10 protein-coding genes are annotated in these 12,432 nt (G+C 60.8%); 1 reads left to right on the top strand and 9 read right to left on the bottom strand.

All coding sequences use genetic code 11. The features are described 5' to 3' along the window. Window positions 1-40: 40 nt before the first annotated feature. Window positions 41-1,132 (top strand): DUF1615 domain-containing protein, encoded by a 1,092-nt coding sequence (locus tag QOM10_RS19420; RefSeq protein WP_316916776.1) that lies wholly within the window; start codon window positions 41-43, stop codon window positions 1,130-1,132. A gap of 70 nt (window positions 1,133-1,202) precedes the next feature. On the opposite strand, the gene QOM10_RS19415 is transcribed toward QOM10_RS19420, so the two are convergent. The 9 genes from QOM10_RS19415 to QOM10_RS19375 all read right to left on the bottom strand — a co-directional run bounded on the left by QOM10_RS19415 (window position 1,203) and on the right by QOM10_RS19375 (window position 12,345). Beyond that, window positions 1,203-1,682, bottom strand: a complete 480-nt coding sequence (locus tag QOM10_RS19415) for a phage infection protein (RefSeq protein WP_316916775.1) — start codon at window positions 1,680-1,682, stop codon at window positions 1,203-1,205. 132 nt (window positions 1,683-1,814) lie between these two features. Then, a complete protein-coding gene (locus tag QOM10_RS19410) occupies window positions 1,815-2,507 on the bottom strand; it encodes an anti-sigma factor domain-containing protein (protein ID WP_316916774.1) in 693 nt (230 codons plus the stop codon). Next, on the bottom strand, window positions 2,504-3,037 hold the full coding sequence (locus QOM10_RS19405) for a sigma-70 family RNA polymerase sigma factor (protein WP_316916773.1): 534 nt from the start codon (window positions 3,035-3,037) through the stop codon (window positions 2,504-2,506). The genes QOM10_RS19410 and QOM10_RS19405 overlap by 4 nt, the downstream gene beginning before the upstream one ends. A gap of 165 nt (window positions 3,038-3,202) precedes the next feature. Next, window positions 3,203-3,724, bottom strand: coding sequence for a DUF3455 domain-containing protein (locus tag QOM10_RS19400; protein ID WP_116030600.1), 522 nt, complete (start codon window positions 3,722-3,724; stop codon window positions 3,203-3,205). Window positions 3,725-3,892: 168 nt separating this feature from the next. Next, window positions 3,893-5,527, bottom strand: a complete 1,635-nt coding sequence (locus tag QOM10_RS19395; RefSeq protein ID WP_127929048.1) for an ABC transporter ATP-binding protein — start codon at window positions 5,525-5,527, stop codon at window positions 3,893-3,895. A 1-nt stretch (window position 5,528) separates the two neighbouring features. Continuing rightward, on the bottom strand, window positions 5,529-6,551 hold the full coding sequence (locus QOM10_RS19390; protein WP_077573741.1) for an ABC transporter permease: 1,023 nt from the start codon (window positions 6,549-6,551) through the stop codon (window positions 5,529-5,531). Then, a complete protein-coding gene (locus QOM10_RS19385) occupies window positions 6,551-7,615 on the bottom strand; it encodes a microcin C ABC transporter permease YejB (protein WP_316916772.1) in 1,065 nt (354 codons plus the stop codon). The genes QOM10_RS19390 and QOM10_RS19385 overlap by 1 nt, the downstream gene beginning before the upstream one ends. A 1-nt stretch (window position 7,616) precedes the next feature. Beyond that, window positions 7,617-9,482: an extracellular solute-binding protein gene (locus QOM10_RS19380; RefSeq protein ID WP_316916771.1), complete on the bottom strand. Its 1,866-nt coding sequence runs from the start codon at window positions 9,480-9,482 to the stop codon at window positions 7,617-7,619. A gap of 151 nt (window positions 9,483-9,633) precedes the next feature. Beyond that, window positions 9,634-12,345: a TonB-dependent receptor gene (locus QOM10_RS19375; RefSeq protein WP_316916770.1), complete on the bottom strand. Its 2,712-nt coding sequence runs from the start codon at window positions 12,343-12,345 to the stop codon at window positions 9,634-9,636. Window positions 12,346-12,432 lie beyond the last annotated feature (87 nt).

Genomic DNA, 12,432 nt, shown 5'->3' with positions numbered 1-12,432 from the left:
GTGTATCGTGGTTCGGGCTTAACAGACTGGATGAAGTTCCATGCATAACTTTCAATTACCGATCACGCTCGCCGCACTGCTGGCGCTCGCCGGTTGCGCGGGGCAGCGCAGTCAGGAACCGGTGCCGCGGGCGCCTGCCGAAGTGAAGGCTGAGATCGTGCGGCTGATGCCGGCCAAGACGGCCGATCGGCAAGGCTGGGCCACCGACATCTACGCCGCATTTGCCGCGCAGAACATCAGCCCGACCACGCAAAACCTCTGCTCGGTGCTGGCCGTGGCCGAGCAGGAATCCACCTTCCAGGCCGACCCCACGGTGCCCGGCCTGGGCAAAATCGCTCGAGACGAAATTGACCGCCGCGCCGCGAAAGTGCACATCCCCAGCCTGTTGGTCAGCGGTGCTCTACAAGTGCGCTCAACCAACGGCAAGACCTACAGCGAGCGCCTGAATGCGGCGCGCAGTGAAAAAGAACTCAGCGCGATCTTCGACGACTTCATCGGTCGTGTTCCGATGGGCCGCACACTGTTCGGCGGCTTCAACCCGGTGCACACGGGCGGGCCGATGCAGGTCAGCATCGAATTTGCCGAACAGCACGCCAAAGACTATCCATACCCGGTAGACGGTACGATTCGCCGCGAAGTGTTCAGCCGCCGTGGTGGCATGTACTTCGGCATCGCGCATTTGCTCGGTTATCCGGTGAGCTATCGCGAGCCGCTGTATCGGTTTGCTGATTTCAATGCCGGCTGGTACGCCAGCCGTAATGCCGCTTTCCAGAATGCGGTCAGCCGTGCTTCTGGTATCCCGCTGGCACTCGATGGCGACCTGATCCGCTACGACTCGATCATGCCCGGCGGCACGGAACTGGCGGTGCGCACCCTCGGCAAGTCATTGGGCATGCGCAACCCGACCATTCGCGATCAACTGGAGAAGGGCAAAACCCTGGAATTCGAAGAGACCAGACTCTATCAACGGGTGTTTGAACTGGCGGAGCAAGCGGAGGGGAAAAAGCTGCCGCGTGCGGTGTTGCCGGGAATCGTGCTGCAGAGCCCGAAGATCACCCGAAAACTCACCACAGCCTGGTTCGCCAAGCGCGTGGACGAGCGCTACAAGCGCTGCATGGCCAAGGCGAGATAAAACACACAGACATAAAAAACCCGGCCAGGGCAGCCGGGTTTTTCTGAGGTGTTGCGCTTACAGCCAATCATCAGGCAACGCGACGTTCGATCAGACGATCCGAACCACCTTCGGCAACGCGACGTTCGATCAGACGATCCGAACCACCTTCGGCAACGCGACGTTCGATCAGACGATCCGAACCACCTTCAGCAACGCGACGTTCGATCAGACGATCCGAACCACCTTCGGCAACGCGACGTTCGATCAGACGATCCGAACCACCTTCGGCAACGCGACGTTCGATCAGACGATCCGAGCCGCCTTCGGCAACGCGACGTTCGATCAGACGATCCGAGCCGCCTTCGGCAACGCGACGTTCGATCAGACGATCCGAACCACCTTCGGCAACGCGACGTTCGATCAGACGATCCGAGCCACCTTCAGCCACACGGCTTTCGATCAGTTTGTCCGAGCCGCCTTCGGCGATCAGGGTGTGGGCCGGGGTAGCGGCGAAAGCGTTGATAGCGAAGACCGAGAAAGCGATACCGAGAAGAGTCTGGCGTTTCATGATTGTGTGCTCCGGGGTGTTGTTGGTTGGTATGGAACAGATGTTACGCCCGGGATTTTTTATGAGAACTTCATTGCCGTGATGGTGAACATCGATGCCGATGATGGTAGCCAGGAGCCGCAGAGCAGAGCCTTACAGCACCTTCACCGCGCGCCCGATCGCCTGAATCGGCCCGGTCGGTTTGCCGATCGGCGAGCCATTGGCGCCCTCAAGTGTCAGCTCGAACAGCTGATTGGGTTGCAGCGGCGGCAGCTTGTCCAGCGGCACCGATAAAGCTTCGCCTGGCTTGACCAGCCCCAGCGACACCGGCCCCTGCCAGCCGTCAGCCTTGGTCCAGAATTCCAGCGCCTTGTCGGCTGGCACTTCGACCACACCGAGCGGAATCAGCTGAATCTCGTGCGAATTGCTCGCCTGAATCACCCAGCCCGGGGCTTTGTCTTGCGGCGCCACCAACACCACTAGATAACTCGGTCTCGGCGTGGTCTGAGTCAGCAGGACCGAGCCCAAAGTCAATGTGGCGGCCAGTCCGGCCGCACTCAACCCGCGCCAGAGTGGCAGCAGATTCCACCATGAGGTCGATGACGTTTTTGGCGCGAATCGTTCAAGGCTGCGTTCGATCCGTGGCCACAACAGCGCCGAGGGTTGTTGCACGGGCGCCAGCTCGGTCAGCTCCAGCAGACGCCGTTCCCAGGCATCCACCGCTGCACGCAATTCAGGATCATTCGGCAAGCGTCGTTGCACCTCGATCCGCTGTTCAAAAGAAAGCGTGCCGAGCACATATTCGCCGGCCAATTCATCGCGGTCTTGCGCTGATTCGCTGGTCATCCCATGCACTCCCGCAATGCGTTGAGGCTGCGTTTGATCCACGCTTTGACCGTGCCCAGCGGCGTGTCTAAACGCGCGGCAATCTGCGCGTGGCTGTAGCCGTCGACATAGGCATGCAGGATGCAGTGGCGGCGTTGTGGCTCGAGTTGTTCGAGGCAACGATGAATGCGTGCCGAATGCGCATGGGCATCGAAGTCGTCAGCATCCCCGACTGTTTCGTGCTCAACCCCGAGCGACGTTTCACGACCCTGATCTCGCAGCAGATTCAGCGCCAGATGCCGGGTCACACTGAACATCCAGCCACGCGCCGAACCGCGCGCCGGGTCGAAACCCGCCGCGCCGTTCCAGATCTTGATGAACGCCTCATGAACGATGTCCTCCGCCAGCGCCGTATCGCGCACCAGCCGTTTGGCCACGCCGAGCAGACGCGAGCCTTCCTGCACATACAAATCGCGCAGGGCCGCGCGCTCGCCTCGGGCACAGGCTGCGAGGCGGGCTTCGTAATCGAATGTGGATTCGGCTAAAGGCATGTCGTGCAATCTAGCTTACATTCCGCAAACATCCACACAATCCAGTTCCACCCTGTGGGAGCGAGCCTGCTCGCGAAGGCGGCGTGTCAGCCGATACATCCTTCTCTGACCCACCGCCTTCGCGAGCAGGCTCGCTCCCACTTTGGATCTCGGTAAGTCCGGAGATCAGTTCGCCGCCCAGAAAATGTAATCGGCCTGATATTTCACCACTTCCTGCTTGCCCTTGTTCGCCGCTGTGCATTCGCTGCCCGGCGCCACGCCGCCCTTGAGTGCGACACGCTGGATGTAACTCACGCCACTCATCGCGCCTTTGCCTTCTGCGGGATTGGCCTTGACCAGTTGATAGGGCAGGTTGCCCGGGCTTGATGGCGCCACGGCCAATTGCGTGCCGGTGACTTTCGAACCGTCCTTGGCTTGCCAGGTGGCGGGCGGGCCAAAGTAGGTTCCAACCTGCTTGCCACTGCGATCATTGAGCACCGCTTTCGGGCCGACAAACGTCCACTCGGTCTGTCCGGGGGTATTGGCTTTGTCACGGCATTCGTAGGTGATCTCGCCGACCCCGGTGGTTTCCATCGCGATCTTGTGGCCGTCCGGGACTTTGATCGCGTCGGGGTAACTGCCTTGGGCGAAGGTTGTCGAGGACAGGGCGAGCAAACCGGTGAGGCCAATCAGCTGGGTGATGTTCATCAGTGTTATCTCCGAAAAGGGTAGACCGCTGACAGCCGAAGAGGGCTGTTACAAGGACTACCCGTGACGGAGGCGTTTGGATGCAGTGCCCGGAAAATAAATTTCAATGACTCACCACCATCCCTGTAGGAGTGAGCCTGCTCGCGATGGCGGTGTGTCAGGCAGCACTCATGTCACTGGGATACCGCTTTCGCGAGCAGGCTCACTCCTACAGGGTTTTGTGTCGGGCTTGAGGCCGGAGGCGTTCAGGAGTTCCTGGGTGTAGGGATGTTGCGGCGCGGCGAAAATCTCGCGCGACGAACCCTGCTCAACCACCTTGCCATCCTTGATCACCATCAAGTCATGCGCCAACGCATGCACCACCGCCAGATCATGGCTGATGAACAAATAGGTCAGTCCATGCCTGATCTGCAATTGCCGCAACAACTCCACCACCTGCTTCTGCACCGTGCGATCCAGCGCCGAGGTCGGCTCATCGAGCAGAATCAGCGCCGGTTCCAGCACCAGCGCACGGGCGATGGAAATGCGCTGGCGCTGGCCACCGGAAAATTCGTGGGGATAGCGATGGCGGCTCTGTGGGTCGAGGCCGACTTCCTCCAATACGCGAATCACCGCCGCCTCACGCTCGGCTTCAGTGCCGATGCCATGGGTCAGCAACCCCTCGGCAATGATCTGCTGCACCGACATCCGTGGGCTGAGGCTGCCGAACGGGTCCTGGAACACCACCTGTATCTGCCGGCGCAACGGTCGCATCAAGCGCTGATTGAGCAGGCTCAATTGCTTGTTGCCGAATCGTATATTGCCCTCCGATTCGACCAGTCGCAGGATCGCCTGACCCAGCGTCGACTTGCCTGAACCCGACTCGCCAACAATGCCCAAGGTCTTGCCCCGTTGCAGGGTGAAACTCACGCCGTCCACCGCTTTGATGTAATCCTGCTGGCGGCTGAACAACGCCTTGGGCAGTGGAAACCACACCTTCAAATCATCGACTTCAAGCAAGTTGTGCTCGTACTCACTGGGCACCGGAGCGCCGCTGGGTTCCGCCTCGATCAACAAGCGACTGTAAGGATGCTGCGGCGCACCAAACAACGTTTCGCAATCGGCCTGCTCGACGATCTCGCCATGGCGCATCACGCACACCCGTTGCGCAATGCGCCGCACCAGATTGAGGTCATGGCTGATCAGCAACAGCGACATGCCAAGGCGTTGCTGCAACTCGATCAGCAGCTCAAGAATCTTCTGCTGCACCGTGACATCCAGCGCCGTGGTCGGCTCATCGGCGATCAACAGTTCCGGCTCGTTGGCCAGCGCCATGGCAATCATCACCCGTTGCCGCTGACCGCCGGAGAGTTGATGTGGATAGGCTTTCAAGCGCTGCAACGGCTGGCGGATGCCCACCAGCTCCAGCAGCTCCAACGTCCGCTCACGTGCCGCGCGCCCCTTCAAACCTTTGTGAATCTCCAGCACTTCGCTGACCTGCTTTTCCACCGTGTGCAACGGATTGAGCGAAGTCATCGGTTCCTGAAAAATCATCGCAATGCGGTTGCCGCGCAAGCCGCGCATCTGCTGCTCGCTGGCGTGCAATAAATCCACGCCGTTATAGCGGATCGCGCCGCTGCTGCTGACGTTCTTGCCCGGCAACAAACGCAGAATCGAATGCGCGGTCACCGACTTGCCCGAGCCGGACTCTCCGACCAGTGCCAGGCATTCGCCACGGCGAATATCCAGGTTCAATCCGTGCACCACTTCCTGTCCGGCGAATGCGACACGCAGATCGCGAATTTCAATCAGGTTGTCGTTCATGTCAGCTCCGGGGATCAAATGCATCACGGCAAGCTTCACCGATGAAAACCAACAACGACAAAATCAGCGCCAGGGCAAAAAACGCCGTCAGCCCCAGCCACGGCGCTTGCAGATTGCGCTTGGCCTGACCGATCAATTCGCCCAGCGAAGCAGTACCGGCCGGCATGCCGAAGCCAAGAAAATCCAGCGCAGTCAGCGTCGCAATCGCGCCAGTCAGAATGAACGGCAGGTAGGTGAGGGTGGAGGTCATCGCGTTGGGCAGGATGTGCCGGCACATCAGCTCGTTGTCGGTCAGGCCCAGCGCTCGCGCGGCTTTGACGTATTCCAGATTGCGTCCACGCAGAAACTCGGCGCGCACCACATCGACCAGCGCCAGCCAGGAAAACAGCGCCATGATCCCCAGCAGCCACCAGAAACTCGGCGAGACAAACCCGGACAAAATGATCAGCAGGTACAGCACCGGCAACCCCGACCAGATCTCCAGCACCCGTTGCCCGAGCAAGTCGACCCAACCGCCGTAATAACCCTGCAACGCCCCGGCAACGATGCCGATCAACGCACTGATACCCGTGAGAATCAGCGCAAACAGAATCGAAATCCGTGTGCCGAAAATCACCCGCGCCAACACATCGCGCGCCTGATCATCGGTGCCCAGCCAATTGCTCGATGACGGCGGACTCGGCGCCGGTTCGCTGAGGTCGTAATTGACCGTGTCATAGCTGAACGGGATCGGCGGAAACAACATCCAGCCGCCCTGATCCTCAATCAGCTTGTGAACATAGCTGCTGGCGTAATCCGGCTGAAACGGCAGCTCGCCACCGAAATCGGTTTCCAGGTAATCGCTGAGGATCGGGAAGTAAAAGGCGTCGTGGTAACGGATCACCAACGGCTTGTCGTTGGCGATCAACTCACCGCCCAGACAAATCAGGCACAGACCGATAAACAGCCACAGCGACCAGCGCCCGCGCCGATTGGCCTTGAACTGCGCAACGCGACGTTGACCAAGGGGAGAAAGAGTGAACATCAGGCAGTCCTCGCCGAGAAGTCGATGCGCGGGTCGAGCAGGGTGTAGCAAAGGTCGCCGATCAGCTTGATCAACAGGCCGAACAGGGTGAACAGGAACAACGCACCGAACACCACCGGGTAATCCCGCGACAGTGCTGCCTCGTAACTCATGCGCCCGAGGCCGTCGAGGTTGAAGATGGTTTCGATCAGCAAGGAACCGGCGAAAAACACCTCGATCAGTGCCGACGGCACACCGGCCACCACTAACAGCATGGCGTTGCGAAACACGTGGCCGTAGAGCACGCGCCTCTCAGTCAGCCCCTTGGCCCGCGCGGTGATCACGTACTGGCGGCTGATCTCGTTGAGGAAGCTGTTCTTTGTCAGGATCGTCAATGTGGCGAAACCGCCGATCACCAGCGCCGTCACCGGCAGCACCAGGTGCCAGAGGTAGTCGCCGACCTTGCCCAGCGTGCTCAGGCTGTCGAAGTTGTCCGAGACCAGCCCCTGCACCGGGAACCAGTTGACGTAGCTGCCACCGGCGAACACCACGATCAGCAGAATCGCGAACAGGAACGCCGGCATCGCATAGCCGATGATGATCGCCGTGCTGCTCCAGACATCAAACGCGCTGCCGTTCCTGATCGCTTTGCGGATGCCCAGCGGAATGGAAATCAGGTAAGTGATCAACGTCGCCCACAAACCCAGCGACAGTGATACCGGCAATTTCTGCACGATCAGATCAGTGACCTTGGCGCCGCGAAAGAAACTGCTGCCCAGATCCAGCTGCGCGTAGTTTTTCAGCATCAGCCACAGGCGTTCGTGCATCGGCTTGTCGAAGCCGTAGTGGTGTTTGATCTCCTCGATCAGCGCCGGGTCGAGGCCACGGCTGCTGCGACCCGCGCCGCCAACCGCAGCAACCTCGCCACCGCCGCCCATGCTGTGACCGCCGAAACCTTGCAAACGAGCGATGGCTTGCTCCACCGGCCCACCCGGCGCGGCCTGCACGATGAGAAAATTCACCACCAGAATGCACAACAGCGTCGGGATGATCAGCAGCAAACGTCGACTCAGATAACGCAGCATGTCACTGGCCCCCCGCGAGCTGGCTGTGCATCTGCTGGGTGGTCAACGCCTTGGCCGATACCTCCCACCAGGTGTTGAGGCCTTCGTCGTAGGCCGGTTGCACGGGCGGCATGCCGAAGCGGTTCTGATACACCGTCGGCGTGCCTTTGGAGTAGTAGTTGGGAATCATGTAGTAACCCCATTGCAGCACCCGGTCGAGGGCGCGGGCGTAATGCACCATGGCTTCGCGGCTGTTGGCCTGGACCAGTCCGTCAATCAGTTGATCGACCGCCGGATTGGCCAGCACCATTGAGTTGGAACTGCCGACTTGCGTGGCGCTTTGCGAGGCGTACAGGCTGTACAACTCGCGGCCGGGAGAGACGATCGGATCGCCGCTGCGCGGGAAAGCGACGACGATCATGTCGTAGTCGCGGGCGTTGAGGCGGTTGATGTATTGCGCCGAATCGATGCGCCGCAAATTCAGCGTGATGCCGATCTGCGCGAGGGTGCGTTTGAACGGCAGCAACATGCGGTCGAAGCCGCCCTGACCGTCGAGAAAGGTGAACTCCAGCGGTTCGCCAGCAGCGTTGACCAGACGATTGTGTTGCGGCGTCCAGCCGGCTTCGGCGAGCAGCTTCAGCGCTTGCAATTGTTTGTCGCGGATGTAGCCACTGCCATCGGTTTTCGGTGCCTCATACACCGTGGTGAAAACCTCGTCGGGAACCTGCCCTCGCAGCGGTTCGAGGATCTTCAATTCTTCAGCGTCGGGCAGGGCGGTGGCGGCCATTTCGCTCTTTGGCCAGAAGCTGTTCTGGCGCACGTAGAAGCCGCGCATCATCTGTTTGTTGGTCCACTCGAAATCCCACAGCAGGCTGATCGCCTGACGCACCCGGCGATCCTTGAAGAACGGGTTCTGCAGGTTGAACACGAAGCCCTGAGCGGCAGTGGGTTTGTCCGGGGCGAGGATCGACTGCTGCAAGCGACCGTCACGCAGTGCCGGGCTGTCGTAGCCGACCACGTAACCGGACGAGGAGAACTCGCGGTTGTAGTCGAATGCGCCGGCCTGCAGCAGTTGCCGGGCGACGTCGGTGTCGCCGTAGAAGTTCACCGTGAGTGTGTCGAAGTTGTACATGCCGCGACTGACCGGCAGGTCTTTGCCCCACCAGTCCGGATCGCGTTGAAAACTGATGCTGCGCCCGGCGTCGACCTTGCTCACCCGGTACGGACCGCTGCCCAGCGGTGGCTCGAAACCGCCGCCATTGGCGAAGTCGCGGGTTTTCCACCAATGCTCGGGGACGATGCGCATCGTCGCCAGGTCCAGCGCCAAGGTGCGGTTGAGGTTGTTCTTGAAGGTAAAACGCACCTGCCGCGGGCCTTCGATCAACACGTCCTGGACGTCGGCGTATTGCTGGCGATAACTCAGGCTGCCCTTGGTCATCAGCAGGTTGAAGGTGTAGCGCACGTCTTCGGCAGTGATCGGCGTGCCGTCGGCGAAACGTGCTTTTGGATTGAGGGTGAAACGCACCCACAAGCCTTCGGGGTCGCGCTCGATCTGCTGCGCGACCAGTGCGTAAACGGTGTACGGCTCGTCGAGTGAACGGAACGCCAGCGGCGAATACACCCAGTCATTGACCTGCACCACGGAAATGCCCTGATCGGCATACGGGCTGATGTAGTTGTACTGGCCGATCTCCATCGACGCGCGACTGAGTGAACCACCCTTGGGCGCCTTGGGCTCGACGAAATCAAAGTGCTGGAAGTTCGCCGGATACTTCGGCGCCTCGCCGTACACCGTCAGCGCATAACTGCCAGCGGCCAGCGCCAAGGTGCCGGTGCACAGCAGCGCACTGCCGAGCAGCAGGCCAGCCATATTGCGCAAAAAACTCATGAAGTCACTCCTGAAAATCCCTGAAAGTCCACGGACCCAATGTGGGAGCGAGCCTGCTCGCGAAGGCGTCTAGTCAGCCGACATCTCTCTTGCTGATCCACCGCTTTCGCGAGCAGGCTCGCTCCCACAGGGCGATGTGTTCTGTTTCCGGTTAGAAGTGGTACGTCATGCGCGCAAACAACGTGCGGCCCAGCGGGTCGGTGTAGCGCGGGTCATAGCCGCTCTGGAAGTTGTAGGCCTGGTTGGAGAACGGCGGGTTGCGGTCGAACACGTTCTTCATCCCGGCATCGACATCCAGCACCTTGTTGAAGGTGTAGCCGGCCGACAGATCCCACACCGAATACGACGCCACGCGCGCGTGGGTGTCGCGGTCGTAGTCGTTGTAACCCGTGGTGAAGCGGTTGGTCAGCGCCGCCCGCGCCGCGCCGAAGGTCCAGCTGCCGGTGAGGTTGTGTTTCCAGCGCGCGATCACGCCGTCACCCTGAAAGTCGCCGACCTTGTCAGTGAACGGGCCTTTGATGGTGCTCTGGAAGTCGTACTCGTCAACATAGGTGCCTTGCAGGCCCAGACCGAACTGGCCGTACGGCGTGTTCGGGAAGCGATAATCCAGCGACACATCGACACCGTTGGTTTCGACGATGCCGAGGTTGGCGTTGCCAGTGACGATGTAGTTGAGCGTGCCGTCGGCGTTGCGCACGAAGCGATCCGGGTAGGAGCCGGCCTGATCAAACACGGTGGATTCCGGGAACGGCTGGATCTGGTTGGAGATGTGAATCCACCAGAAATCCAGACCTACCGAGAGGTTGTTGATCGGCTGATAGACGAAGCCGAGGGTCACGTTGCGCGCCTTCTCCGGGGCCAGATCTTCGTTGCCGCCAATCTGGTTGAGGAACTGCTGACCGCAATCGCGGCCGCCGTTGCCACCCGGTTGCACCACACCGCCGGTACACAGCACCGGGTCGTTGTAGTAGCCCTGGGTGAAGGTGATGCTGCGCGGTGAATACAGCTCGTACAGCGACGGCGCACGGAAGCCTTCACTGTAAGCGCCACGCACCACAAGCTCTTTCAACGGCTGGTAACGGAACGAATATTTCGGGTTGGTGGTGCTGCCGAAGTCGCTGTATTTGTCGTGACGCACGGCGGCGGACAGTTCGAGGCTGTCGAGCACCGGCACGTTGATTTCCGCATACGCAGCTTTGACGCTGCGGTCGCCCTCGACGCTGCCGGCCGGGTCGATGCCGAGGCTCTGGATGTCGCCAGCGAACGACTCGAAGTCCTGGTGGAATTTCTCTTTGCGGTACTCGCCGCCCAAGGCCAGACCGGACGGGCCGGCGCCGAACCAGTCGCCGATTTCACGACTGATACGACCATCGAAACCGGCTACACGGCCCACAGCAGTGGAATAGGCGCCGTGATACGCCGCGTTATCGATGTATTGCTGACCGGCGGCAGATTGTGGGCCGAACGGGTTGAGCAGACCGCTGGCCAGACCGGCGATCATCGCCTGATCGCTGACATAGCCACTGGTGACGCTGGAGACGATTTTGTTCTGGTTGTACGAGGCGCCGACGTTGTAATCCCAGCCGCCAACCAGACCATCGAAACTGAGCAGGAAGCGCTGGCTGGTGTTCTGGTCTTTCGATTCACGCGGGCCGGCAGCGGTTTCGCGCCAGTTCACATCGACCGGTTGGGTCGGGTCGAGGGCGAAATCGGTGGGCGCCGGGGTGATGCCATTGCCGGGGTAGTAGGGCGACGAACCGTCGAGGCTCAGACCGGTCAACGGGGCAGGGCCGACCGCCGTCGCGTTGTTGTTGCGCGACCAGAAGTATTCGAGGTTGACGTTGTGATCGTCGCCAAGCTTGCCGGTGGTCTTGCCGAAGAACGAGGTCTTCTCGGTCTGCGGCACCAGATCGATAAATTCACGGGTGCTGAAGCGGCACAAGCCGTCGCGGGCTATGAGGTTGGGGCCGTTGCAATTGCTGTTGGCCAACGGGTTGGTCGCGTTGCCGTTCTGGCTGTAGTTGCCGGGGAACGCGGTGCCCGAGGTCTGATCGAGACCGCGACCGGGCGCGTAGTCAGTTGCAAAAGAGCGGTCGTTGGCGTCGAGGTTCTGCTGCTTGTTGTAATTGAACACGCCGAGCACGTTGAAGCGGTCTTCCTCCAGGTCGCCGTAGCCCCAGCTGGCGCTCATGTCTTTGGTCGCGCCGCCACCGCTGTGGGTCGGGGTTTCGCCGCCGAGGGTCAACTGGCCGTCGGTCAGGGATTTCTTGGTGATGAAGTTGATCACGCCGCCGATGGCGTCGGTGCCGTACAGGGCCGAGGCGCCGTCACGCAGCACTTCGACGCGCTCGATGGCGGCAAACGGGATCATGTTCAGATCCACCGCGCCGCCGGCCGAGTTGGTGCCGGACAAGGCGTTGTTGGCCAGGCGTCGACCGTTGAGCAGCACCAGCGTCTTGTTCGCGCCGATGCCGCGCATATCGGCGAACGAGGCGCCGCCAGTGGCTGCGCCCACGGAGCCTGCGCTGTTGTTGATCGACTGGCTGCCGGTGATGCGCTGCACCAGTTCGGCGGTGGTGGTCACGCCCTGTTTGCGCAGTTCTTCGGCCTTGAGAATGGTGATCGGCACCGCCGTTTCCGCATCGACCCGGCGAATCGCCGAGCCCGTCACTTCGACCCGTTGCAGTTGCGTGGTCGGCGCCACCACCGCCGCAGCCGCCGGGACGCTGGTGTTGTCGTTCTCGGCCGCCTGCGCAGTCCCGGCGCCCATCCCCATGGCCACCAGATACAACGGAACAAAACGGTGGCGAGAAATCGTTGCCACCAAGGGTTTGAGCGTGAAGCGTGGAGTGTTCATCAGCATGGTTATTTCCGACTTTTTAGACGTTATCGAATTGGCCTTGTGAGCCCCTCATTGCTCCGCTATCGGTGATACCGCGTGCGGAAAACC

Origin of the sequence: Pseudomonas sp. P108 (genome assembly GCF_032613195.1) — a bacterium.
GTDB lineage: Bacteria > Pseudomonadota > Gammaproteobacteria > Pseudomonadales > Pseudomonadaceae > Aquipseudomonas.
The sequence above is the reverse complement of the archived record's forward strand: the minus strand, read 5'-3'. Positions and strand labels throughout refer to the sequence as shown.

Excerpts from the sequence above, each read along its gene's own strand:
- QOM10_RS19420 (WP_316916776.1), top strand. The coding sequence starts at position 41 with ATGCATAACTTTCAATTACCGATCACGCTCGCCGCACTGCTGGCGCTC.
- QOM10_RS19415 (WP_316916775.1), bottom strand. The coding sequence starts at position 1,682 with ATGAAACGCCAGACTCTTCTCGGTATCGCTTTCTCGGTCTTCGCTATC.
- QOM10_RS19410 (WP_316916774.1), bottom strand. The coding sequence starts at position 2,507 with ATGACCAGCGAATCAGCGCAAGACCGCGATGAATTGGCCGGCGAATAT.
- QOM10_RS19405 (WP_316916773.1), bottom strand. The coding sequence starts at position 3,037 with ATGCCTTTAGCCGAATCCACATTCGATTACGAAGCCCGCCTCGCAGCC.
- QOM10_RS19400 (WP_116030600.1), bottom strand. The coding sequence starts at position 3,724 with ATGAACATCACCCAGCTGATTGGCCTCACCGGTTTGCTCGCCCTGTCC.
- QOM10_RS19395 (WP_127929048.1), bottom strand. The coding sequence starts at position 5,527 with ATGAACGACAACCTGATTGAAATTCGCGATCTGCGTGTCGCATTCGCC.
- QOM10_RS19390 (WP_077573741.1), bottom strand. The coding sequence starts at position 6,551 with ATGTTCACTCTTTCTCCCCTTGGTCAACGTCGCGTTGCGCAGTTCAAG.
- QOM10_RS19385 (WP_316916772.1), bottom strand. The coding sequence starts at position 7,615 with ATGCTGCGTTATCTGAGTCGACGTTTGCTGCTGATCATCCCGACGCTG.
- QOM10_RS19380 (WP_316916771.1), bottom strand. The coding sequence starts at position 9,482 with ATGAGTTTTTTGCGCAATATGGCTGGCCTGCTGCTCGGCAGTGCGCTG.
- QOM10_RS19375 (WP_316916770.1), bottom strand. The coding sequence starts at position 12,345 with ATGCTGATGAACACTCCACGCTTCACGCTCAAACCCTTGGTGGCAACG.